This is a genomic window from Campylobacter concisus (assembly GCF_002914195.1).
GTDB lineage: Bacteria > Campylobacterota > Campylobacteria > Campylobacterales > Campylobacteraceae > Campylobacter_A > Campylobacter_A concisus_M.
In genome coordinates this window covers 25,445-48,920 of record NZ_PPAU01000140.1, presented here as the reverse complement: position 1 = coordinate 48,920, position 23,476 = coordinate 25,445, and the positions used below count along the sequence as shown (strand labels likewise).

Here is a 23,476-nt window from a genome sequence, read left to right as displayed (position 1 = left end):
AAAGGATAGAAAATGGCAGAAAAAAGAAAATATTCACGTAAATATTGCAAATTTACAGAAGCAAAAATTGATTTTATAGACTATAAAGATACTTCTCTTTTAAAGTATTGTTTATCAGAGAGATTTAAAATCATGCCAAGACGTTTAACTGGCACATCAAAAAGACATCAAGAAATGGTAGAAAAAGCGATCAAAAGAGCTCGTCATGCAGCTATTATACCTTACATAGTAGATCGCAAAGATGTAGTTTCAAATCCTTTTGATGGACTATAATTATTTAACTTATTAAACCCCTATTAATGGGGTTTAATCCTAATCTTAAATATCCTAGATTTATGTTCTTATAGATTTTTATTTATTGACTGCAGTTTAAAATATTTTTCAAGCACTATCTATAATTTTGGTTTAACTTACACGAGGCAATTAGAATTTATTCAAGTAGACATCTCAAATATATGCTGTCTTTAAATAACTCTATAGCATCAATTTATTAGTTCAAAATAATTTATTTAGCCATATATATACAATCAATATCGTTGATCAATATTATTCACAATTTTTACCACGAATCACGCATCATCTATCGTATAGCAATAGCTGCTCACATGAGGCTAAAAGACAAGATACTTAAATTTAAATAAATTTTATTAAATAAACCCAATATTCATCCATTTGGTGTTCATATATCTTGCAAGTGGTATTTATCATGTATTTTTCAAATCAACTGATACCAAACCAACCTAACCATGCAACAATGTTAACTAAAAACAAATTTTAAGCATCCTTTTCTTGACATGCAGTAATGTTTTTTGTATAATCTCAATTCTTTTTTAAGCAAATGTCTTGCTAGCTCAGTCGGTAGAGCATCTCACTTTTAATGAGGGGGCCGTTGGTTCGAATCCAACGCAGGACACCATTTTTGGGTTTATGACCCTTTCGTCTAGTGGCTCAGGACTCTACTTTCTCTGTGTAGAAACAGAGGTTCAAATCCTCTAAGGGTCGCCAGATATTTTTAAATTTTTAGGTCGCTTAGCTCAGTTGGTAGAGCGCCACCCTTACAAGGTGGATGTCATAAGTTCGAGTCTTATAGCGACCACCATTTTTAGGTGCAGCGGTAGTTCAGTTGGTTAGAATGCCGCCCTGTCACGGCGGAGGTCGCGGGTTCGAGCCCCGTCCGCTGCGCCATCATTTATTCTTTGACTTTTATTTTTCATAATTACTGAAATTCTTAAAAATAGTGTATTTTATTAAAAATTTATGTTTTAAAATTTTACATATAAAATAAATTGAAAAATAAAACCTAAGTTATCGCCACTAAATCGCATATATTTAAAAATAAATCTTTTCTAAAATTTCTAAATAATTGATACAAGACAAATCAAAATTAATATTTTTATCTCTAAGTTATCAAAAAATCAATATAATTGTAAAAATTTAATAAGGGAAATTTATGGCATTTGAAAATGTATTAAAAGCGATTGAAGATATAAAAAATGGCAAAATGGTAATTATGGTCGATGATGAGGACCGTGAGAATGAAGGAGACTTGGTCTTTTCAGCGGCAAGCAGCGATATGCAAAAGGTAAATTTTGCAATCACTCATGCAAAAGGCGTGCTTTGCCTTGCGATGGATGAAGCAAACGCAAAAAGACTTGATTTACCACTAATGGTTTCTAAAAATACATCCAGTCACGAAACCGCATTTACTGTCACAATTGATGCAAAGGAAGCAACGACAGGCGTAAGTGCTTATGAGCGAGATATGACGATTAGACTTGCTGCCAGTATTGATTCAGTGCCCGAAAATTTTGTAAGGCCTGGGCATATATTTCCGCTTATTGCAAAAAAAGGTGGTGTCCTCGTTCGTACAGGTCACACTGAAGGATCAGTTGATCTTTGCAAACTCGCTGGCATTAGTCCAATGGCAGCGATTTGTGAGATCGTAAAAGAAGATGGCACAATGGCAAGACGTGATTATTTGGAGGAATTCTGTAAAAAATTTAACCTAAATATGATAAGCGTTTCTGAATTAGTAGAATACAGACTTAGCCACGAAAGCTTAATAGAAGTTTCGCCTGCAAAGAGTGTAAAAATCTGTGGTTTTGAAGCAAAAAGATATGACATAAAAGATCACGAAAATAAAAATCACGCTGCCTATGTTTTTGGAGAGACAAAAGCGCAAACTAATGTAAAATTTCAAAAAATAAGCAAAGACCATGAGCTTTTAAGCGGAGATAAATTTGATAATTTATTAAAGTCGTTGGATTTTTTAAGTAAAAATGGCGGAGTGTTGCTATTTTTAGACAGCAATAAAAGCGATGCAAGCTCACAAAAAGATTATGGCATTGGGGCACAAATTTTAAAGTATTTTGGCATAAGCGAAATCGAGCTTTTAAGCTCAAATAAAAATAAAGAATTTGTAAGCCTTGCAGGATTTGGACTTGATATAAAGGGCTATAAAGAAATTTAATTTTGTCACGTTCTATTTAATGCGGATATTAATCATCCTAATAGCAAAATTCTTCACTTGGAAAAATTTTGCCTTTTACATCATTTGCGTAGAATTGCACACTCTTTCTTACAATATCCGCTCCATCAAGATATCTTTTTACAAATTTTGGTTTAAAGTCTTCAAAAAACCCAAGCATATCAGACCACACAAGCACTTGCCCATCGACGTTTACTCCGGATCCGATACCAATAACTGGTACATGAACTTGCTTTGTTATCTCACTGGCCACGCCACTCATCGTGCCCTCAAGTAAGATACCAAATGCTCCAGCTTGCTCAAACGCTAAAGCCTCTTCAATTAATTCTTTCGCCTCGATCTCGCTTCTGCCTTTTATCTTATAACCGCCTTCAAATTTATAAAACTGAGGCTTTAAGCCAATGTGAGCCATAACGTTTATGCCCTCTTCACAAAGGCGCTTCACTAAATTTACTTGGTGCATGCCAACTTCGAGTTTTACCGCATCGGCATTTGTCTGTTTGAAAAATTTCATCGCATTTTTTATCGCTTGCTTTTCATTTGTGTAGCTACCAAATGGCATATCAGCCATGATAAAAGTATTTTTGGCTCCGTTACAAACGGCCTTTGTATGATAAAGCATGGTATTCATGTCCGCACTTATCGTACTTTCTTGCATATTAAAACTCATATTTAAGCTATCGCCAACCAAAATAATATCAGCATAATCATCAAAAAGCTTAGCAAATAACGCATCATAGGAAGTTATCATTACAATAGGCTCAATGCCTTTTTTGTTTTTTATATCATTTATGCTTAGTTTTTTCTTCTGAGTTTTTTCATTTTTCATTGCAAGCTCCAAGGATTTTTAGCTAAAAGGCTAACAATTTTATCAAATTTTTGCTACAATTACGCCAATTTCTTAAGGACATAAAAATGGGTATATTAAAAAGGCTTGAAATCGATTACTCTTATGATATAGTTGAAGAATTTTTATCTCACTATGCTTTAATGTGCGATTTACTCGAGCCTTTGATAATAAATTTAGGAAGAGCTGATAAATATAAAGATAGTATCTTAGAGCTTACTAGGATTTTTCATAATATTAAGTCAGCAGCAGGATTCATGCATCTTGATCCGATATTAAAGCTTACAACTTTAGCTGAAGAGATAACCCAAGAGGCAAGAAGTCTAAAAGGGCCAGCAAATGATAAATTTATAGATTGGTTGCTACTTATTAGCGATCAGTTTAATAAATATAAAGATGACGTCGAGAACGATTTTGAATATTTTAGCGTTCTTGAACCAAAAATCATTGATGTGCCTGCAAAACTTAACTAAATAATTCATTAACCATTTTATTTTTTGGGAGCGACTTGGCTTCGACAGGAGCAGAGTGTGTATGGTGGCACGTCGCTTTGAGCAAAGCGTAAAAAGCTCAAATTAAATTTAAACGCAAACAACGTTAATTTCGCTCCTGCTTACGCTAAAGCTGCGTAAGTTCAGTTGAGCCTTGCTTAGTCTAATTCTAGCTAGGACAAAGGCAAGTAATTTAGCTAGAGTAGGCTCGCAAAGTGACTGCTTGCTAGCTGAAATTTTAGTCTTAGTCTAAATTTTGGTTTTGGAAAGTGAGCCTTTTTAGATGAAATTTTCACTTTTGCTAAGCGTGTAGAGGCTGTATGCATTTTGTTTTTGGACAGGGGTTCGATCCCCCTCGCTTCCACCATTTTTATCTAAAATACAAATAAAAATTTTATTAAATAGCTTAAATTAAAAAAGTTCTTCTGACTCAAAATAATTTTGTGAAATATTTCGCTCTTTTTCATTGGTATTTACATGAAGCACGTAGTAACCTATCTGTGTGTTGCTAGCATCTATTAGTGGTACCACGCAAAAGTAGTGTGTTTTATAAACGCAAAATTCATATTCTTTAAAATTAATATCACGTAAAAAACCTACTATGTTTAAATTTGCACTGCTTAAATTTTCGATGTAATAATCATTTAAAATTTGATCACTCGGAATGCTTTTACGTGACGGCATCTTGTCTTTTGCCAAAAGAACAAATAGATCAATTCCTTGCTTTTTAAAATAATTTCCAAGTGAGTCAAAATTTAATAAAACCTCGATGTTGCCAATAATTTTACCATCACGTACTACGTTTGAGACAGCCCTTATATGTGTTCCAGCATACCACGCCTCGATGCCGACCATGGGCTTGTTTTGATGCCTTGACTCTTGCACTAAAAACCTACTACTAGCGATCATATCGCCATATCTGTTTAGATCCCAACTCCTTACATAGCTTTTTAGATCTTTATCATAAATGTGAAGCTTAATGTTGTTATACATCGATGCTGCGCCAAGGGTTTTGGTTAAATTTTCGATATTTTTTATACATTCATCGCGGCTTTGCCCTAGCAAGCACATTTGTATAGACTCATTTTGAGCAAGCAGGATAGAGATCGCCATTGATGAAAATTTCTCATCATCTATACTTTTATTAAGCTGTTTTACCTGGTAATCAAAAAAGACTCGCATATTATTTTGCAACTTTTCAGCCATATAAGAGCTGTAAAGAAAGTAAAAAAGCCCTCCAAGTACTATGATAAAGATAAAAACGATATAGAAATTAAGATATTTTTTATATTTATTCAAAACTAGCCCTTAACTTTTCTTCTAAAAATTTTGCAAATTTATCAAATTCTGGCAACACAAGCTCGCTTTTCCTCTTAGCAGCTGCCCACACACTATCTGGAAAAAATGCGTCATCACTAAATCTAGCAATAACATGAATATGCACGTGTGGCACGTAGTTTCCAAAGCTTGCAATGTTTATTTTGGTTGGTTTATAAAACTCAAGCATCGCCTTTTCAGCTACTAGCATCGCTTCAAATAGCCTTGCCCTACTCGCTTCATCGCAATCGCTTAGCTCACAAAATGGCTTAATGGTAAAAATTTTTATCCATGGAAGCTCATTGTCTTCACGCTCGATTTTTATAAATTTATCTTCATAGATCATATTTGTTCCTATTTTTATACAAAATTTCTCTCTCTTAAAAGCGTATAAAGTTTGATAGTCGAGATAAAAAATGTCACGATCGCTGGTCCAAGGATCACACCCCAAAACCCAAATGTCGTGATACCTGCAAGCATCGCAAAGAATATAAGAAGTTCATTTATCTTTGTTGGTATTTTGACCAGCTTTGAGTTTATAAATTTAATGACAAGCGGCTTTAGCAGCGTATCTGCGGCAAATGAGATCACGATAATAGTGTAAAGCGCGATCGTGATAGCGGCTGCTGTATTGCCATTTGCAAACTCATAAATACTAATAGGCGCCCACGCCAAAAAGCCACCAACGACTGGGATGAGTGAAGCGAAGCTAAAAAAGATGCCAGTTAGCACGCCGTCATAGCCGTAAAAACTGGTGATAATGGCAAACAAAAAGCCCTGAATGATCATATTTGCGATGGTTGAGTAAAAAACGACGCCCATCACGTTGCCAACCTCGCTTAGTATCGACTCAGTGTCCTCTTTTTTAAGCGGAAGCGCCTCTTTTAGGTAGTTTATAAGCTCGTTGCCGTAAAGGTTGCAAAAGAAGAAAAAGACCAGGATGATGATCATATCAACGCCAAATTTAAGGCTTAGCTTGCCTAAATTTGCAAGATTAGCAGCGACTTGCGAAAATAGCATCTTGATATCAAGCCCGCCTATAAATTCCTTGATCTTTGGCTCTAAGAAATTTATCGACTCTGGCAGGCTAAAGTCGTAGTTTTTGATAAACTCGATCGTCTTTGTGACGTTGTTTATGTCAAAGCCAGCTGCGTATTTTGCGATCTCTACGACTGCGTAAAGAAGTGGCGCGATAAATAAACAAAGAAGCGCAAATGTCGTAAGACCTGACGAGAGCGTTTTGCGGTTTTTAGTAAGCGTTAAAAATGCGATCTGCACGTTTGCAACAGCCACTGCGAGCAGTGCTGCGATAAAAATGTCAAGTAAAAATGGTTTAAAAAGATAGACCACCAAAGCCAAAGCACAAAACGCAAAAATTCCAAAAAACAGCCTATTATTCATCTCGCTCCCTTAAAATGGGGTAATTATAGCAGATTTATCAAAGCTACTCATTTGCTTGATAAATTTGCTAAAACGCTTCGGCACCAAATTTGCAAAGAGTGGGCTTTTGGCATTTTAGCGTGGCACTGATGCTTAGCAAATTCAGATAAATTTATGCCTTACGTAAATTTTCTAGCTCAAAAGCTTCTATGAATTTAGCCTTTTACGTGCACTGAAAATTTGCTCCGACGACCTCGCACTCATCACAAATTTGCATATAGATCGTGCCCTCGCCGTCTATCAAGCCACCAAAAGGAATTTGCGCTAGATATTTCATCGTTTTACCACATTTTGGGCAGGCTAGATACTCGCTGTCTTGCTGCCACTGCGGATATCCTCCAAGCAAAATTTCACCATCAATCATAGCCGCATAGTGCATACAGACCTCGTTTGCTAGCTCAAATTTTTGCCCGTCAAGCACCGCCACAGCGTCTCTTACATAGTCTTCGCTCTCACCCTCGCCTACCACTTCTGTTTGCACGCTTTTTCCGTCATTTTGGCAAAAGTACTGCACAAAGCCCACGCATGTCGGACAAAATTTAAGCACAGCGTCATTTTTAAGTTCTAGCCCAAATCGCTTTAGGCTCTCTTTTTTGATGGTAAGCTCTAGCATCTCGCCGCTACAAAATTTACATTTTTCATCATTTGATGCTTTAAATTTAACGCTTGCCTCTGCGCTTTGGCTTGGCTCGCAGGTAAAGCACTTATCAAAAACTAGGCTTCTTCTCTTGCCACTGCTATCAAAGCTCCAGCCTGCAACCTGTGCGTATCCATTCATATCAACGTGAAGCTTTGCCTTCCAAGGCTTTGGCGCATTATAAAGCTTAAAAAATAGTTCCCTCACTACCTCATCGCCCTGCCACGCAAGTGCACAGAGGATGTGATTTGTTTTTACAGTGTTTTCAGCGCCACTTAGACTATTTATGAGCTCATCTCTTACGTCAGTTGGGGCGTTTTTATAAATTTCAAATGGATAGTATTCGCCCTGTTTGGTCACTTCTCTTATGATCTGCTCGTCGCAAATGCCGTGTAGGTAGAAAATATAGACAAGATCGCTATAAATTTCATCATATTTACCAATATCCTCTATGTGGGCTAGGACATTTTTTAGCTTTTGTTTGATCTCGTCTTTGTTTAAATTTTCATAAAACTCCAGCTTCTCTTTTTGCCTGCAACAGTAGCAGATCCCGTCAAAGTAAATCGTCCTTTGCTTGCACTTAGGACAAAGATGTGGCTCGCCCATTTTTGCTCCAAATTTAAATTTCGCTACTCAAAAAGCCCTTTTTCGATGTCGATCTTGACGTTAAAGGTCTCAAAACACTTCGCACTTGCGATCCTGCCCTTTGCGGTGCGCTCGATAAAGCCATTTGCAAGCAGATATGGCTCGATGACATCCTCAACCGTGCCCTCGTCCTCACTAAGTGCCGCAGCGATCGTGCTAAGCCCCATCGGACGGCGCCTTGCTTGCATTAAAATTTCTAAATACCTAATATCCATCTCGTCAAATCCAAGCGAATTTACACCAAGCGCATTAAGTCCCTCTTTTGCGCGCTCGTGGCTGATGATTTGCTCGTCATTTACCTCGGCAAAGTCGCGGATACGCTTTAGCAGTCTAAGAGCGATCCTTGGCGTGGCACGTGAGCGTTTGGCGATCTCAAGTGAGGCATTTTTATCGCACTCTTTGCCAAGTTTGGCAGAGGCTATCTGCACGATACGGCTTAGCTCGCTGCTTGTGTAAAACTGCAGCCTAAAGTCCATCCCAAAGCGATCTCTTAAAGGCGCTGAGATCATGCCAGCACGTGTCGTTGCGCCAATAAGCGTAAATTTTGGCAAGTCTATCTTGATAGTCTGAGCTGCAGGCCCTGAGCCTATGATGATGTCTAGCCTAAAGTCCTCCATCGCAGGATAAAGCACCTCTTCGATAGCTGGGCTTAGGCGGTGTATCTCGTCGATAAAAAGCACGTCGCCTTCTTGTAAATTTGTAAGGATCGCCGCGAGATCGCCACTCTTTTCTATCATGGGAGCTGCGGTCATTTTGATGCTTACGCCCATTTCGTTTGCGATGATGTGAGCGAGTGTGGTTTTACCAAGTCCTGGAGGACCGTAAAATAGCACGTGATCCAGGCACTCATTTCGCTTTTTGGCTGCTTTTATAAAGACATCTAAATTTTGCTTGATCTTTTCTTGTCCGATGTAGTCTTCAAATTTTGTCGGTCTAAGCGATACTTCAAAGTCATTTTCAAAGCTTACTTTTTCGATTTCAACGATTCTATCCAAAGTTTTTCCTTCTAAATTTAAGGCTTCATTTTACGCTTTTATGCTTAATTTAAGCTCGTTTAAATTTATAGTAAAAGGTGCTACCCTCGCCGTAGACGCTATCAACGCCGTATGTAATGCCATGTTTTTGGCAAATTTCACTGACGATATTTAGCCCAAGTCCAAAGCCGCCTTGGATTTCATCCTCTCTTACATAACGTTTCCAGACCTTTTTAACGTCCTTTATCCCCTTGCCAAAGTCTTGCACGCTAAGCTTTATCCGGTCATTTTCAAAGCTTAAATTTATTAGTATTTCGCTCTCTTTTTGGCTGTATTTTATGGCGTTTGTTATGGTGTTGTCGATGATGCGCTGAGCTTCGACCTTGCTTAGCATAGTAAATGCATCGCTTTCTAAATTTGTCTTTACCACGATGTGCTTAACATCAGCCACGCTTGAGAGAAATTTCACTCGCTCTATTATGTATTCGCCCAAATTTAGGTGCTCAAGTGGGAATTTTATATAGCCACGCTTTATGAAGTATTCGACATCTTCGTAGGTTATTTGCATCTGTTTTAGGGCGTTTTTGATGCGAGTTATATACTTGTTTTCAAGTCCAAGCATCTCAAGGTTCATGCCAGCTACGCCAAGTGGGGTCTTTAGCTCGTGCATGGCGTCGTTAAAGAAGTTGTTCATATATTTTTGAAACTCTTTATAAGGCTTAACGCTACTTAGATATAAAAAATATACGATAAAAAGCACAGCCACAAGTATGACAAGTAGCATAAGTGCTGCTAGAAATATACTTTTTTCATTATCAAGCTCTTTTTCAACGACAATATAATAAGGCGTTTTATCCTTTATAAAAAAACTTTTATAAAACAAGTAGCCATTTTCTTCAAGTGTTACAAATTTAAAGTTGCTTGGCTGCCTGGAGAGATTTGAAATAATCGGATTAAAATTTACATCATAGATCGCAAATTTATACTTTAAAGAAGGAATTATATTTTCATTTTTTAAAAACGAATTTTTGATAATAGTTTCATGCTTCATCGCGCCAAAAAGAGCTTTTGAAGTGCTATTTTTTTGGCTTAAATTTAAGATCACAAAGCTTTGAAAACAAAAAAGCGACATTATCACAAATGTCGCTATGATCTGGATCTTAAAGCTCTTGTGCATCTATCTTGTAGCCTATACGCCTCTTTGAAGTGATAAAGTCACTAGTTGTTTTGTTTCTTATCTTTAAAACATGCATTCTGATATCAGCGCCTTCTATTTCTTTGTCATTCCAGACAAGATCTCTTAGCTCTTCCATGCTGACGTAAGAATTTAGATGTGAAACTAGACACTCAACAAGTGCGACTTCTTTTGCGCTAAGATCGACCATTTTGCCGTTTTTAAATAGCGCACGCTTGTTTAGATTAAAGCTAAACTCATCATTGATCTTTACTATGTTCTTATCGTCAGTTCCATAGTATTTTCTCATAAGCTCAGCTACTCTAAATTTAAGCTCAGCAAGCTCAAATGGCTTTTTTAGGTATTCGTTACAGCCAAGCTCGTAGCCAATAGCCATATCGCCTATATCAACTAAAGATGTTGTTATCATGATAGGAGCGTTTGGATTTAAACTCCTTATGTACTTGATAACCTCATGTCCATTTACGCCAGGGACTTTTATATCAAGTATAAAAAGATGATAGAAATTTTTCTCTATCAGATCACACGCCTCTTGGCCATCGCTCACTGCTGTAACTTCATAACCAAGCGTCTGCAAAAACTCACAGACACTCTCTTGAAACCCTAAATCATCTTCTAAAAGCAAAATTTTCAAATCTCTCTCCTAAAAAATAAGTCTTATTAAGATTTAGCCCTATTGTAATATTTAATAGGTAAATTCAAAATTAAAATTATTTTTTAAGCATTAAATAAAAATTTGCCCCGCATAGACAATGTAACACCTTAGTAAAAAGACACCACATATTACGAATAATGCGTTGATCACGGCAAATTCGCGTTTAAAATCATGCACCTTTAAAACGCTTAAGTCTAAAATGATAGGCAAAGCCATACCAAAACCAATGACGCCAATATAAAACATCAGCCCAAGAGAATTTACGCTAAGTGCGTTTGCTACGCTCTCCGCACCACTTGTGCTTGCGCTTTTTACAACCATAAATAGAGCGACTATGAGCAAAAACTCGGCAATAATCGCAAAAAAATCAAATTTTAATAAATAGTGTGCAATATCGTTTTGCCTTTTTGCCTTATCTTTTAGCACGCCAACAAGTAACGTAAATGCACCAGCACAGCTCAAGCCTGATACTAAAAATAATACCGGCAAGACTGATGTATTCCAAAGTGCGATCTTGTGAGCCGCGCTTAGCAAAAAGCCTGTATATGCACCAACGCCAATGCCTAGGATAAAAAGCAAAATTTCAAGTAGGCTTGAAAGCTTGCTAGCAAAATTTGCAACCACGTCAAAAAGAGAAATTTTAATCATTGCGATCTCGTTTTTAAATGCACCAAGCGCGTATATAACGCTAAGAGGCGTATAAACTAGAAGTAGCGCAACGCCTATTGACATAACTGAGTCGAAGTTGTAAAGTAAGAGTATCCAGTAAAAGCTAAGCGGCTTGCCAAGATCAAGCACCAAAAGAGCAAGTCCAAGGACGATCGCCACTGGAGCGATAAGAGTGGCTGCTTTAAAGTAGTAGTTCTCTTTGCCATATTTTTTTGAAATGAGCACAGCAACGATGCTAGCACCCGCACTAAGTCCTGCTAAAAATAGATAAACGGCTATCGGCCAGCCCCAGTAAATTTCAGAGTATTGAGCTAGGCTTCCTGACATGTTATTCATGGTATGCTCCTTTTGTATTTGCGATCATCGCAAGTGAAGGTTTTGTGTTTAACTCCGCTTTTGGCAAGTAGTATTTACTCTCTTTTAATTTCTTTGAAATTTTAGAGTTTTCATCATTTACATCGCCAAAAGTTAGGGCATTTGTAGGGCAGACGCTAACGCAAGCTGGCTCTTTGCCCTCTTCTAGCCTACTCTCATAGCAAAATGTGCATTTGCCTATCTCACCATTTGGTAAGACGTAACGAGCGTCGTATGGACAGGCCAGGATGCAGTATTTGCAACTAACACAAATTCTATGATCAAGCAGCGTCACGCCGTCAGCTGTTTTAAAGCTAGCGCCAGTTGGGCAAACCTCAACACAAGGTGCATCTTCGCACATAACACAGCTTTGACGTAAAAAATCAGTCTTTAAATTTGGAAATGTCCCACTCATCTTCGCATGCACCTGTAAGCGGTAAAGTCCCCTTGGTACGTTGTTTGCACTTCTGCAAGCTACCGAGCAGCCTTGACAGCCGATGCATAAATTTTCATCATGTATCATCATATATTTTTTCATTTTCTATCCTTACGCTTTACTTATACTAACGCCAACATTTGTAACCATAGTCGCAGCTACTGGTCCTTCGGCTGGATTAAGAAGCACGCTTGTATTTAGCCCCACGTGATCTATACTCTTAAGAGCTGGAGTGATGTGTCCAAAGCCGTGATAGATAAAGAGCGTATCTTCCCTAATGCCCTCAGTTACCATGAGTTTGCCCTTTTGCTCGCCAAATTTATTTTTCACCACAACCATATCGCCATCACGTAAATTTTTACGTTTAGCTGTTTTTGGATTTATCCAGATAGGGCTATCACTCATAAGATCATGAAGCGACGGCACCGCCTGAGTATGTCCATTGGTATGAATAGGCGTTTTGCCACAAGTTAGACAAAGATCATGTCCGTCAAATGTATCCATATCTTTATCATTTAGCGCGCCATATCCTGCAAACTGCGCCTCAACATCAGGCAAAAATAGCTCTATCTTGCCGCTTTTTGTTTTAAGCTTAGCCATATCATCCATTAGACCATTTTCGCCTACAAATTTAGAAGCAACTGGATATTTAGCGACAAATTTATCGATCATACCTTTTTCTCTAAACAAAATTCCCGGCTCATCCCACGTGATAAAGCCATCTTTTTCCAGCGTAGCAAGTAAATTTACATCTCCGCCAGCTTGCTGCATCCTAAACTCACGTATGTCGTTCCAAGTGTAAAGCTCATCTATCTTCATGCGGCGTGCTAGTTCTCTAAAGATAAACGCCCCATCTCTTGTGTCGCCAACTGGATCAATAACTTTATTTCTTATCATATAAGCTGGCTTTAGACCTGACTTATCCTCTATGCCCTCGTCGCGCTCAAGGTAGCTACTCTCAGGCAAGATAACATCAGCAAATGTCGCCATATCGTTTAGATAAACATCGCTTACCACGATAAAATCAAGCTTCTTCATCGCCTCTATGCTCTTCATCGTCTCAGCAACGTTTATTAGGTGATTAAAGCGAATGTTAAACCAGCCTTTTATGGCGTAAGGCTTTTCGTTTAAGATAGCGTCATTTATATCCATCAAAACGCCATGTTTTCTACTTACAAATTTATGCCTACCAGTCTCGCCAGCAAAGTCTAGTCTAGTGACTTTTGGCACTTTAAATTTCTCATCTGGATTTTTAAGAACTGGGAATTTATCCTCACCGACTAGTTTGTTAAAGGTTTTTGCGTTTTTGCCACCAAAAAGACCACCTTTAACCTCCCAGTTACCCATCATCGCATTTGCCACCATGATGGCCTTTGTCCTCATATATTCAGCTTTTGTGGTGGTTGTCTTATGCCCAAAATCAAAAATAACTCTTGGGGCAGCTTTATAAATTTCATCAGCGATGCGTCTAACATCACTTGCTTTTATGCCAGTGATTGCCTCTTGCCATTCAGGCGTTTTGCCCTCTACGCTTTTAACGATCTCATCAAAGCCAATTGTAAATTTCTCAATAAATTCTTTATCGTAAGTGCCATTTTGTATCCATGTATTTATGATAGCTAGCACAAAAGCTAGATCAGTGCCAGGTCTAACTGGTAGCCACTCATCAGCCTTTGAAGCCACCACGCTAAATCTTGGCTCAAGCACAAGTAGCTTTGTATCTTTTTTGGCTGCAAATTTAGCAAGCTTTTTAGCATCGGCTATGACGATACCTTCAAAGAGGTTGTGACCAAAATTTACAACATATTTTGCGTTTGCAAAGTCTCTTTTTAGCTTAGCTATGCCATACATTTGCTCACAGACCATTTGATATGTGATAGGACAGCATGAAAAGTGTGAAAAGCAGTTTGGCGAGCCATAAGATGAGGCAAAATTTACCATTAGCTTATGTGTTTGCGAGCTTTTACAGGTAAAAATGAAACTTTCAGGGCCATACTTTTGCTTGATCTCAAGCATTTTTGAAGCAACTAGATCAAGTGCTTCGTCCCAGCTGGCCTCGCGCCACTTATTTTCTCCTCTCTCGCCAGCTCTAATCAACGGCTTTTTGACTCTATTTTTGTCATAAAGCTGACTAAAACCAGAGCCACCTCTTGCACAAAGCGAAGTTGCCGTACCGCCAGCTTTTGGATTACCACTTAAGAAGCAAATTTTATTATCAACGACCTTTGCTTCGATGGGGCATCTTGAAGAGCACATCTCGCAAAAGCTATGGACGTACTTCTCATCTTGCTTTGCAGCATTTTCTAAAGCACCACCCGGTAAGGACGATGCAACCATACTAACTCCAGCGCCGAATTTTAAGAATTCTCGTCTATTTAAGCTCATCTTTCTCCCTTTAAAAGATATTTGCCTTTAGTTATTCTAGTATTTAAAGTTGAAAATAAAATTAAATTTTACTTAATATTTATATTTAGATTTTTAATTTTAAATAATTGTTGTTCTAATATCAAAATGAATATAATTCTAAAAATGATAAATTTAATTAATATAATTTTTAGCGCAATCTTATAAAAATTTTTAATATAAAATTTTAATTAAGGATTTTGAATAGAAATTAAAAATTTTAAAGGGATTTAAAAAGCCGAGAGAGATCTCGGCTTAAGTTTGATTTAAAATACTTATAAAAGTATCGGAGCTATCAAAAATCCAAGTGCAACAGAAAAAGCAATAGCTAAAACGCCTGGAATAAAAAATGAGTGATTAAATATATATTTACCTATCCTAGTTGTTCCAGTATCATCCATTTGAACGGCTCCAAGTAGTGTCGGATATGTTGGTAGCACAAACAATGCTGAAACTGCAGCAAATGATGCAACTAAAATATATGCGTCACCGTTATTTGCAGTAGTTAAACCAAGTGCGGCTATAACTGTAGGAATAAGCGCCTTTGCGGTAGCGGCTTGAGAGTAAAGAAGCATACTAGCAAAAAATAGCGCAACAGCTAGCATAAACGGATAGTCTTTAACAAAATCGCCGGCAAAATTTTTGATCGCATCGGTGTGATTTACCACGAAAGTATCTCCCAGCCACGCTACACCTAGCACGCAGACGCACGCGGTCATACCGCTTTTAAATGTAGCTGTATTAAATAGCTTATCGACTTTAACGCCACAAGTTAGTGTGATTAAAGTAGCGATAACTAGCATAAAGCTCATAATGGCGTTATCTCTAGTTAATACCAACGTCTTTGTAGGCTTACCTGGATCTTCTACATATTTTACATTAGTAGTTGAGTCAGTTTTGACTTTTATATCTTTTGCGACAAGTTCATTAAATTTATCTGGACTTTTGGTCTCATAAATTTTTTCATAGCCTGTTACATAGCTTGGTTTTATCCAGCCTACGTTTTTACTAATAGCAGTAGCATATAAAACGACAGAGATGACACCGACTAAGAATATTAAAACAGATAGTTTAGCTCCTTTTGGAAGCTCTTTTTTCTCTTCGATTTTAACATCTTTGATTAGCCCTTCTTTAAGTCTTCTTTGATACTCTTTATCGCTACTTAGATCAAGATTATAAAATATATTTATAACAAGAGCTGTTAGCATACAACCAATAAAAGTTGTAGGTATCCAGATAGCTAATAGTAATGGATAACTAATGCCAAGTCCACCCAAAGCATGCTCACCAGCCATAAATACAACCGCTGCTGAAACTGGGCTTGCAGTAATAGCTATCTGACTAGCAACAACAGCTATACTAAGAGGCGCGCTAGGCTTAATATTTTGTGTCTTTGCAACTTCGGTAATAACTGGAATCATAGAAAAAGCTGTGTGTCCAGTACCGGCAAATACAGTTAGCAAGTAAGTGACAACTGGGGCTAAGAAATTTATGTATTTTGGATGTTTTCTTAGTATCCCTTCGGCTATTTGCACCAAATAATCAAGGCCACCAGCTACTTGCATCGCTGTAATAGCAGCTATAACGGACATAATGATTAAAATAACATCCCAAGGTATACTACCTGCTTTTAATCCAAGTCCTAAAGTTAAAACTACGACGCCAATGCCACCAGCATAACCAATGGCCATACCGCCTAGTCTAACACCCAAGAATATCGCACCAAAGAGCACGATCAACTGTAATATCAATGAAATATCCATTGAAAACTCCTCTATTAAATTTTATAACTAAAATTTTTACTTAAGCGTGTCAGAATTTTGACACGCTTTTAATAATACTTTGCTTAAATTTCTACCTAACCATGCTTGGATTTAGCATATTTTTTGGCTCTAAAATTTTATCGATCTCTTCTTTGCTTAGATAACCTCTCTCTAGGCAGATATCACCAACTGCTTTACCAGTTTGCAAAGCCTCTTTAGCGATGCTTGCAGATTTTTCGTAGCCAATGTATGGGTTAAATGCTGTTACGATACCAACTGAGCCTAGAACTGATTTTAAGCAAGCGTCTGGATTTGCTGTTAGTTTTCTTACAGCTTTTTCAGCTAGTGTTTTCATCGCGTTTTCAAGGATAAATATAGAGTTAAATAGCGCATAAGCGATGCCTGGCTCAAATGCATTTAGCTCAAATTCGCCTCTTTCTGAGCAAAGCATGATAGTTACGTCGTTACCGATTACTTCATAGCACGCTTCGCCTACAACCTCAGCAATAACTGGGTTTACTTTGCCTGGCATGATTGAGCTACCTGGTTGCATTTGCGGTAAATTTATCTCACCAAGGCCACATCTTGGACCTGAGTTCATCAAACGAAGGTCATTTGCGATTTTTGAAAGTCTAACTGCTGCAGTTTTTAACGCTCCACTTACGTGAACGAAGTCTGCTGTATCTTGTGTGGCTGCGATGAAATCATCAGCTTTTTTGAAATCAACACCAGTGATATCTTTTAACTTTTTAACAACTACATTTTTATAATCAGGGTGGCAGTTAATACCTGTACCAATCGCAGTTGCACCCATATTTAGATATGTCATTGACTCGCGTGCAGCTGTTATCTTTTCTATATCGCTCTTAATATAGCTTGCAAATGCGTTAAATGTATTTCCAAGTGTTGTAGGAACTGCGTCCTCAAGCTCAGTTCTACCCATTTTAATGATATCTTTAAAATCTTTTGCTTTTTTCTCAAGTTCGTCTTTTAGTAGATTCATCGCAGCAAGCAAATCAGTAAGTTTTGCATAAGTTGCTACTTTTATTGAGCTTGGGTAAGTGTCGTTTGTGCTTTGTCCAAGGTTTGTATGATCGTTTGGATGGATGTATTGATACTCACCTTTTTTATGACCCATGCTCTCAAGCGCGATGTTTGTAATAACCTCATTTGCATTCATGTTTGTACTAGTTCCAGCACCACCTTGAACCATATCAACCACAAATTGATCTAAAAACTCACCTGCTATTACTCTATCAGCGGCTTTTGCTAGCGTATCAGCGATCTTAGGATCTAAAACGCCAACCTCTTTATTTGCAAGTGCGGCTGCTTTTTTGATTTGCGCAAATGCTTTTACAAAGTATGGATACTCTTTTAAAGTTCTACCGCTCATGTGAAAATTTTCGGTAGCTCTAAATGTTTGGATACCATAATAAAAATCGTCAGAGATTTCCAACTCACCTATAAAATCGTGTTCTTTTCTGGTTGCCATAACCATTCTCCTTATAAAAAATGTATTAATGAAATTATATAGATATTTAATATTTTAAATATTAATTACTACTTATTTTTTTTAAGCTTTGACTTTTAGCCTAGATAAAACGACTTTTGGAGAAAAATTTATAGTAGCTTTTAAGCTATATTTAATAATATAGCTTAGATAAATTGTTATTTTAATAATAATATCACTTTTTTATTATATAAAAAGCTCATAATTAGCTCAAATTTATTTAAATTTTTAAGCTTAAAAGGTAAATATATAGAAAAATAATATAAAATAAATATTAAATCACACTTTTTATATCCAAAAATATAAAAAATAAAGTTAAATTTTATTTCTAATATTACTTTAGAAAGTAAAAACTAAGTAAATATCACCATATCACAAAGTAAATTTATTAATTTTTTAAATAAATCCCTTAAATTAAGCATCGTAAAAATATTATTTAATAAATTTCATTTTATAAATCTTACTAATACTTTAGAAATTTCTTATTAATTTTTTTTCTTATTTATAAAGTCTTTTTATTGGATATTAATAATTTTTATAAGCTATTTTTAATTTATATGGTTAGATTAATATTTGCAAGAATTTGTAGTAAATATAAATTTTTGATCTTGCCCCACAATCAGGAGCAAGAAATAACAAATTTTAGCTCTCAAGCCCTAAATTTGCTCTATACTCTTCGTATGTGCCTTTAAAATCAACCACTTCGCCATTGCCTTTTAGGTGTAAAATTCTATTTGCAAAGGCGTCTATTAGCTCCCTATCGTGGCTCACGCAGATGACTGAGCCGTTAAAGTTATAAAACGCCTCGCCAAGCGCGATGATAGCTTCAAGGTCTAGGTGGTTATTTGGCTCATCCATGACAAGTAAATTTGGTCTATGAAGCATGAGCTGAGCTAGCCTTACTCGGTGTTTTTCGCCACCACTTAGCGCGCCTACTGCCTTTTCTTGCTCAGCGCCGCTAAAGAGCATCCTACCAAGGCACTTTCTGATCTCGTCTATGTCCTTGTTTTTAGCATCTTGCAAGTACTCATAAAGCTTTAGCTCGCCATCTATCTTATTTACCGTATCTTGCGCAAAATATCCTAGCTCGATGGTTGCGCCTATATGTACCTCGCCCGCATCAGGCTTTAGCTCGCCCATTATGATCTTGCAAAGCGTACTTTTACCAACACCGTTATGGCCGATGATGGCTAGCTTGTCGCCCTTTTCAAGCTTAAAGTTAAAATTTTCAAATATCGCCTTATCATCAAATTTCTTACTTACATTTTTAAGATCTATTAGCTCGTTTCCTATCTCACGGTTTGCACGAAAAAGTATGCTTGGATCACGCCTGCTTGATACTGCAATCTCTGCGATATCAAGCTTTTCAAGCTGTTTTGCACGAGAGGTCGCCTGCTTTGCCTTACTCGCATTTGCTGAAAATCTCGCGATAAATTTCTCCAGCTCCTCTTTCTCTTTTAGTTTCTTATCGCGTTCCATCTCATGCTGCTTTGCGATCAAATTTGCAGCCATATACCAGTCGTCGTAGTTGCCTGAAAACTCGCGAATTTTCTTAAAATCCACATCCAAAATGTTTGTGCAAACTCTATTTAAAAAGTGTCTGTCGTGGCTGATAACCACAAGCGTGCCCTCGTGGCGGTTTAGCTCGTTTTCTAGCCATGCGATCGCGTCTATATCAAGGTTGTTTGTCGGCTCGTCTAAGAATAAGATGTCTGGCTTTGGAAATAGTACTTGAGCTAGCAAAACCTTAACTTTATCTGAGTTTTCGACCTCGCTCATTAGCTTATCAAATTCATTTAACCCAAGCGAGCTTAAAATTTTTTCTATCCTAGTCTCGTACTCGTAGCTTGGGTCCTCCTCGGCACTTATCATCTCAAGCTCACTTAAGCGCTCGTTTATCTCATCTGTAAATTCCTCGCTCATATAGAGCTTTTCTTTCTCTTTGACAGCGTCGTATAAGCGTTTGTTGCCATAAAGTACCGCGTCTTTTAGCGTGAAATTTTCAAACGCAAACTGATCTTGCCCAAGCACGCCAACTTTTAGTCCATTTTCTATGATGATCTCGCCGCTAGTTGGCTCGATAGCTCCGCTTAAAATTTTTAAAAATGTCGATTTGCCAGCGCCATTTGCACCGATTAGTCCGTATCTGTTGTGACGATTTAGCTTTAAATTTACATCCTCAAATAGCAAACTGCTTGCAAATCTTTGAGTAAGTCCCCTAACTTCTAACATTATTTTTCCTTGAATTTATTTTTTGCGATTTTGCCTAAAATTTGATTAAAAAGCCATTTTGCTACTTTAGTCTAAAATGACCTGTGATCTTGTAGTTATAAAGTATATTTTCTTCCTGGACGCCAGAGCCGATATTGTGGATGACAAGCGGTGTTTGGCCTTCAAATTTATCTGAGATCACACCGATGTGAGGTAGATTTCTTGGCAGCATCCATGTGACGATATCCCCTGGTAAAAATTTATCATCACTCACCTCAAAACCTTTTCTTTTTAGATAGGTAGCGATGTTTAAAACACGCCTGTGATCGATGTTTTTATCAGCCTTTTTAAGCCCCCATTTTTTAGGATAAACTGAAAAATTTTTACTCATATCTTCAAAAATAAGCCTTTGCAGATCCATATCCTGATAACGCAGTGCCCTTACCACAACGTCGGTACAAACGCCCTTTTTGATATCTACGTCACCCATAGGATAGGCGAGCCGCTCATAGCCTGGATCGTAACTTAGCGTCACACCGATCTGCGACCTAGCGTCATTTACAAATTTACTCGCCGAAAAGGCAAAAATTTGCGTGGCAAAAAGAGCCAAAAGTAGAAATTTCTTCATTTGCTACTTTAAAAGCATGGTTTTTAAGATACGTTTTCCTATCTCAACGCCTGGCTGATCGTAGGTGTTGATGCCTAGCATGATACCAGTGGCCGAGGTTAATAGCTCGTAGTAAAAAATGAGCCAGCCAGCATGAAACTCATCAAGCCTCTCAAGCGTGATCGTATCGACACTTATGCCCTCTTGCACCAGTGCCATAGCCGTCGCGTCGCACTGCAAATTTATAAGCTCATTTAGGCTTAGACCTGCGACAAAATCGCACTCTTCAAGCCCTTTTAGGCTCAAATTTGGGATAGCCTTGTCGCTCGCGTGATCTTTTATCTTTATAAATGTCACGCTCTTATCTTTTACGCCGTCCATGATAAGCTGCAAAAAGCTGTGTTGATCACGGCTGCCGACAAGTCCAACTGGCGTAAGACCGACTCTTTTATAGCCTCTTTTTTTACCAAGGCTCTCCGCCCAAAGCTGCACGTACCAGTCGTTAAATTCAAAAAATCTATCACAATAGCTAAAAATGACATTTATACTGGCATTTCTGCTAGTGGCGTAGTGGTAGGCTTTAGCGACTATTGAGCTATCTTTTTGCTCGATGTATTGCTTTTTACAAGCAAGTGCGCCCTCTAGAAGTGCCTTTATATCGTAGCCACAGATACCAAGAGGCACAAGACCTATCGCACTTAGCACGCTAAATCTCCCGCCCACGTTTTTTGGGATATTAAAAAATTTAATCCCATTTTCTTTAGCGAAATTTTCTAAATTTGTGCCTGGATCGGTGATTATGAGGAAATTTTTGCCTAAATTTTGAGGCTTAAAATCATCAAGCAAGCACTTAAAAATAGTGATCGTCTCGATCGTGTTGCCTGATTTTGAGCTTATTATAAAAAGTGTTTCGTCAAATTTTAGCCCACTAAGCGTGCTTTTGTAGCTGCAAGGATCGACGTTGTCTAAAAATAAAAGCTCTCTTTTTATCCCCTTTGTGCCCTCAAGCATTGATTTTAGCGCCTTTACGCCAAGACTGCTGCCGCCAATGCCAACTAACACGACATTTTTGATATGAGCTAGCCCTTTTTCATACTCCTGGGTCTCGCCAAGTAAATTTTGCCCAAGAGCTGGCAGGTGGTAGTAGCCTATCTCGCCGCTTTCGTACTCGTCGTTTATGCGTTTGGCGTAGGAGTCGATGACATCGCTGCTTGCAAAGTTAAATTTAAATGAAGTCTCTATCATTTACTGCGCTCGTAAAAGAAATTTGTAGCCTCGACAAAGCCGTCGATACTGCCGCAGTCAAACCTCTTGCCCTTAAATTTATAAGCTATCACCATACCCTCTTTTGCCTGCGTTTTTAGCGCGTCTGTGATCTGAATTTCGCCGTTTTTGCCTGGCTTTGTTCGCTCTAAGATGTTAAAAATATCTGGCGTTAGGATGTAGCGCCCGATTATCGCTAAATTTGTCGGAGCCTCGGTAGGATCAGGCTTTTCAACCATATCATCGACCATTATAAGATCATCTTCTATAAACCTACCACTTACGACGCCGTAAGACTTGGTCTGCTCTTTTGGCACTTCCATTACTGCAACGACGCTACAACGATACTTTTCATAAATTTTAACCATCTGTGAAAGCACGCCCTCACCATTTTCATTTATGCATAAATCATCTGCCAAAATGACTCCAAATGCTTCATCTCGAACTAGCATTTTGCCCGTATAAATGGCGTGCCCAAGCCCTTTCATAGCATTTTGTCTCGTAAATGAAAATGTACACGAACTCATTAAATTTCTAACCTCGCTTAGCAGTGACTCTTTTGAGCTGCCTGCGATCTCTTTTTCTAGCTCGTAGCTGATGTCAAAATAGTCCTCAAGCGCCCTTTTTCCGCGTCCTGTGACAAAGGCCATATTATCCATGCCAGCCTCAAGCGCCTCATCAACGCCGTAGTGAATGAGCGGTTTTGTAAGGATCGGCAACATCTCTTTTGGGAGCGATTTTGTGGCTGGCAAAAACCTCGTTCCATATCCAGCTGCTGGAAATAGGCAAGTTTGTATCATTTTAGTCCTTCATAAAAAATTGCAAAATTCTACTATCTTTTCCTTAATAATATAAATTTCTCTGAATTTACAAGGCTTTAATTAGCAAATTGATAAGATTTTTAAAATTTTAAAAAAAGAGCAAATTTGCAGACGATTGATAGGATTTTTAAAGCCCAGCTTGATATAAAAAAGTCAAATTTTTTAGCATTTTTGTGCCCGATAAGCGAATTTAAAAGTTTGCATGAACGCCTAAAAGAGGAGCATTTTAAGGCCGTTCATGTAGTTTGGGCGACAAGGGAATTAAACAAATACGGACAAATCGTTGAAAATCAAAGTGATGACGGCGAGCCAAAGGGCACTAGCGGTCAGCCAAGCCTAAACGCGCTAAGGGGCGCTGATCTTATAAATGTTGGCGTCTTAATAGTCAGGTATTTTGGCGGGATAAAGCTTGGCACTGGAGGGTTAGTCAGAGCCTACTCAGGAGCCGTAAATGAGGTGATAAATGAAGCGATAAAAGATGGTGGCGTGATGAAATTTGAGATAAAAGATGAGATCAAATTTTTTACGCCATTTTCGCTGATGAGCCGCTTTGAGCACTATTTTGCTACTAAAAATTTAAGCGAGTTTGAAAGAGAATTTAATGACCTTGGAGCGATTTGGAGCATAAATTTAAACGAGGCTGAGTTTGCCGAGCTGTTTAAATTTTGCAAAGAATTTGAAGCAAGTGAGTTTAAATTTTTAGCCCTTGCGCTTAGTGGCAAGAGCTTATTCGCTCATCAAAGCTAAATC

The 23,476-nt window shown here is 37.9% G+C and carries 21 protein-coding genes, 4 tRNA genes and 1 other RNA gene; 9 read left to right on the top strand and 17 right to left on the bottom strand.

Translation table 11 applies throughout. The annotated features are described in order from the left end of the window. Positions 1-12: 12 nt before the first annotated feature. The 6 genes from rpsR (at position 13) to CYP28_RS09725 (ending at position 2,470) form a co-directional block, all read left to right on the top strand. The gene (gene rpsR / locus CYP28_RS09750) at positions 13-273 is read left to right on the top strand and encodes a 30S ribosomal protein S18 (protein ID WP_021091467.1); all 261 of its coding nucleotides are present in this window, start codon (positions 13-15) and stop codon (positions 271-273) included. Between the two features lie 567 nt (positions 274-840). Beyond that, a tRNA-Lys gene (locus tag CYP28_RS09745) sits at positions 841-916 on the top strand. A gap of 13 nt (positions 917-929) precedes the next feature. After that, positions 930-1,005, top strand: a tRNA-Glu gene (locus CYP28_RS09740). 18 nt (positions 1,006-1,023) lie between these two features. Beyond that, positions 1,024-1,099 (top strand) — tRNA-Val (locus CYP28_RS09735). Positions 1,100-1,108: 9 nt separating this feature from the next. Beyond that, positions 1,109-1,185 (top strand) — tRNA-Asp (locus CYP28_RS09730). A 265-nt stretch (positions 1,186-1,450) separates the two neighbouring features. After that, a complete protein-coding gene (locus CYP28_RS09725) occupies positions 1,451-2,470 on the top strand; it encodes a bifunctional 3,4-dihydroxy-2-butanone 4-phosphate synthase/GTP cyclohydrolase II (protein ID WP_103594014.1) in 1,020 nt (339 codons plus the stop codon). 37 nt (positions 2,471-2,507) lie between these two features. Here CYP28_RS09725 and panB read toward each other — a convergent pair whose 3' ends face one another. Continuing rightward, entirely contained in the window at positions 2,508-3,317 is an 810-nt protein-coding gene (panB, locus tag CYP28_RS09720) for a 3-methyl-2-oxobutanoate hydroxymethyltransferase (RefSeq protein ID WP_103594013.1), read from the bottom strand. An 86-nt stretch (positions 3,318-3,403) separates the two neighbouring features. On the opposite strand from panB, the gene CYP28_RS09715 reads away from it, so the two are divergent. Together CYP28_RS09715 and ssrA are read left to right on the top strand one after the other, a co-directional pair. Continuing rightward, complete coding sequence (locus tag CYP28_RS09715; protein ID WP_035167557.1) at positions 3,404-3,808, top strand: histidine phosphotransferase; 405 nt, start codon at positions 3,404-3,406, stop codon at positions 3,806-3,808. Between the two features lie 26 nt (positions 3,809-3,834). After that, positions 3,835-4,193: a transfer-messenger RNA gene (gene ssrA, locus CYP28_RS09710) on the top strand. Positions 4,194-4,237: 44 nt separating this feature from the next. Here ssrA and CYP28_RS09705 read toward each other — a convergent pair. From CYP28_RS09705 to galU, 16 genes are all read right to left on the bottom strand, one after another. Further along, positions 4,238-5,032 (bottom strand): cache domain-containing protein, encoded by a 795-nt coding sequence (locus CYP28_RS09705; protein WP_180997923.1) that lies wholly within the window; start codon positions 5,030-5,032, stop codon positions 4,238-4,240. Between the two features lie 85 nt (positions 5,033-5,117). Next, the gene (locus CYP28_RS09700) at positions 5,118-5,489 is read right to left on the bottom strand and encodes an HIT family protein (RefSeq protein WP_103594011.1); all 372 of its coding nucleotides are present in this window, start codon (positions 5,487-5,489) and stop codon (positions 5,118-5,120) included. A gap of 14 nt (positions 5,490-5,503) precedes the next feature. After that, positions 5,504-6,544 carry an AI-2E family transporter gene (locus CYP28_RS09695; protein ID WP_103594010.1) on the bottom strand — a complete coding sequence of 347 codons (1,041 nt, stop codon included), beginning with the start codon at positions 6,542-6,544 and terminating at the stop codon, positions 5,504-5,506. 202 nt (positions 6,545-6,746) lie between these two features. Beyond that, entirely contained in the window at positions 6,747-7,826 is a 1,080-nt protein-coding gene (locus CYP28_RS09690) for a cytochrome C (RefSeq protein WP_103594009.1), read from the bottom strand. A 23-nt stretch (positions 7,827-7,849) separates the two neighbouring features. After that, complete coding sequence (gene ruvB, locus CYP28_RS09685; RefSeq protein ID WP_021090089.1) at positions 7,850-8,860, bottom strand: Holliday junction branch migration DNA helicase RuvB; 1,011 nt, start codon at positions 8,858-8,860, stop codon at positions 7,850-7,852. Positions 8,861-8,909: 49 nt separating this feature from the next. Further along, the gene (locus CYP28_RS09680) at positions 8,910-10,016 is read right to left on the bottom strand and encodes a sensor histidine kinase (protein ID WP_103594008.1); all 1,107 of its coding nucleotides are present in this window, start codon (positions 10,014-10,016) and stop codon (positions 8,910-8,912) included. After that, positions 10,000-10,668, bottom strand: a complete 669-nt coding sequence (locus CYP28_RS09675) for a response regulator transcription factor (protein WP_054196949.1) — start codon at positions 10,666-10,668, stop codon at positions 10,000-10,002. Before CYP28_RS09675 ends, CYP28_RS09680 begins: the two co-directional genes overlap by 17 nt. A gap of 90 nt (positions 10,669-10,758) precedes the next feature. Next, complete coding sequence (gene nrfD, locus CYP28_RS09670) at positions 10,759-11,694, bottom strand: NrfD/PsrC family molybdoenzyme membrane anchor subunit (RefSeq protein WP_103594007.1); 936 nt, start codon at positions 11,692-11,694, stop codon at positions 10,759-10,761. After that, positions 11,687-12,250: a 4Fe-4S dicluster domain-containing protein gene (locus CYP28_RS09665; protein WP_103594006.1), complete on the bottom strand. Its 564-nt coding sequence runs from the start codon at positions 12,248-12,250 to the stop codon at positions 11,687-11,689. Before CYP28_RS09665 ends, nrfD begins: the two co-directional genes overlap by 8 nt. Before the next feature lie 9 nt (positions 12,251-12,259). Continuing rightward, the gene (gene phsA, locus CYP28_RS09660; protein WP_103594005.1) at positions 12,260-14,533 is read right to left on the bottom strand and encodes a thiosulfate reductase PhsA; all 2,274 of its coding nucleotides are present in this window, start codon (positions 14,531-14,533) and stop codon (positions 12,260-12,262) included. A gap of 293 nt (positions 14,534-14,826) precedes the next feature. Beyond that, positions 14,827-16,314, bottom strand: coding sequence for an anaerobic C4-dicarboxylate transporter (locus CYP28_RS09655; protein WP_103594004.1), 1,488 nt, complete (start codon positions 16,312-16,314; stop codon positions 14,827-14,829). A 91-nt stretch (positions 16,315-16,405) separates the two neighbouring features. After that, complete coding sequence (locus CYP28_RS09650) at positions 16,406-17,806, bottom strand: aspartate ammonia-lyase (RefSeq protein ID WP_103594003.1); 1,401 nt, start codon at positions 17,804-17,806, stop codon at positions 16,406-16,408. A 660-nt stretch (positions 17,807-18,466) separates the two neighbouring features. Continuing rightward, positions 18,467-20,056 carry a ribosomal protection-like ABC-F family protein gene (abc-f, locus tag CYP28_RS09645; protein WP_103594002.1) on the bottom strand — a complete coding sequence of 530 codons (1,590 nt, stop codon included), beginning with the start codon at positions 20,054-20,056 and terminating at the stop codon, positions 18,467-18,469. 61 nt (positions 20,057-20,117) lie between these two features. After that, a complete protein-coding gene (locus tag CYP28_RS09640) occupies positions 20,118-20,663 on the bottom strand; it encodes a DUF1287 domain-containing protein (RefSeq protein ID WP_103594001.1) in 546 nt (181 codons plus the stop codon). A gap of 3 nt (positions 20,664-20,666) precedes the next feature. Beyond that, positions 20,667-21,887 carry a glucose-6-phosphate isomerase gene (locus tag CYP28_RS09635; RefSeq protein WP_103594000.1) on the bottom strand — a complete coding sequence of 407 codons (1,221 nt, stop codon included), beginning with the start codon at positions 21,885-21,887 and terminating at the stop codon, positions 20,667-20,669. Then, positions 21,884-22,705 (bottom strand): UTP--glucose-1-phosphate uridylyltransferase GalU, encoded by an 822-nt coding sequence (gene galU, locus CYP28_RS09630; protein WP_103593999.1) that lies wholly within the window; start codon positions 22,703-22,705, stop codon positions 21,884-21,886. Before galU ends, CYP28_RS09635 begins: the two co-directional genes overlap by 4 nt. Before the next feature lie 126 nt (positions 22,706-22,831). On the opposite strand from galU, the gene CYP28_RS09625 reads away from it, so the two are divergent. Continuing rightward, the gene (locus tag CYP28_RS09625; RefSeq protein ID WP_103593998.1) at positions 22,832-23,473 is read left to right on the top strand and encodes an IMPACT family protein; all 642 of its coding nucleotides are present in this window, start codon (positions 22,832-22,834) and stop codon (positions 23,471-23,473) included. The last annotated feature ends 3 nt before the right edge of the window (positions 23,474-23,476 follow it).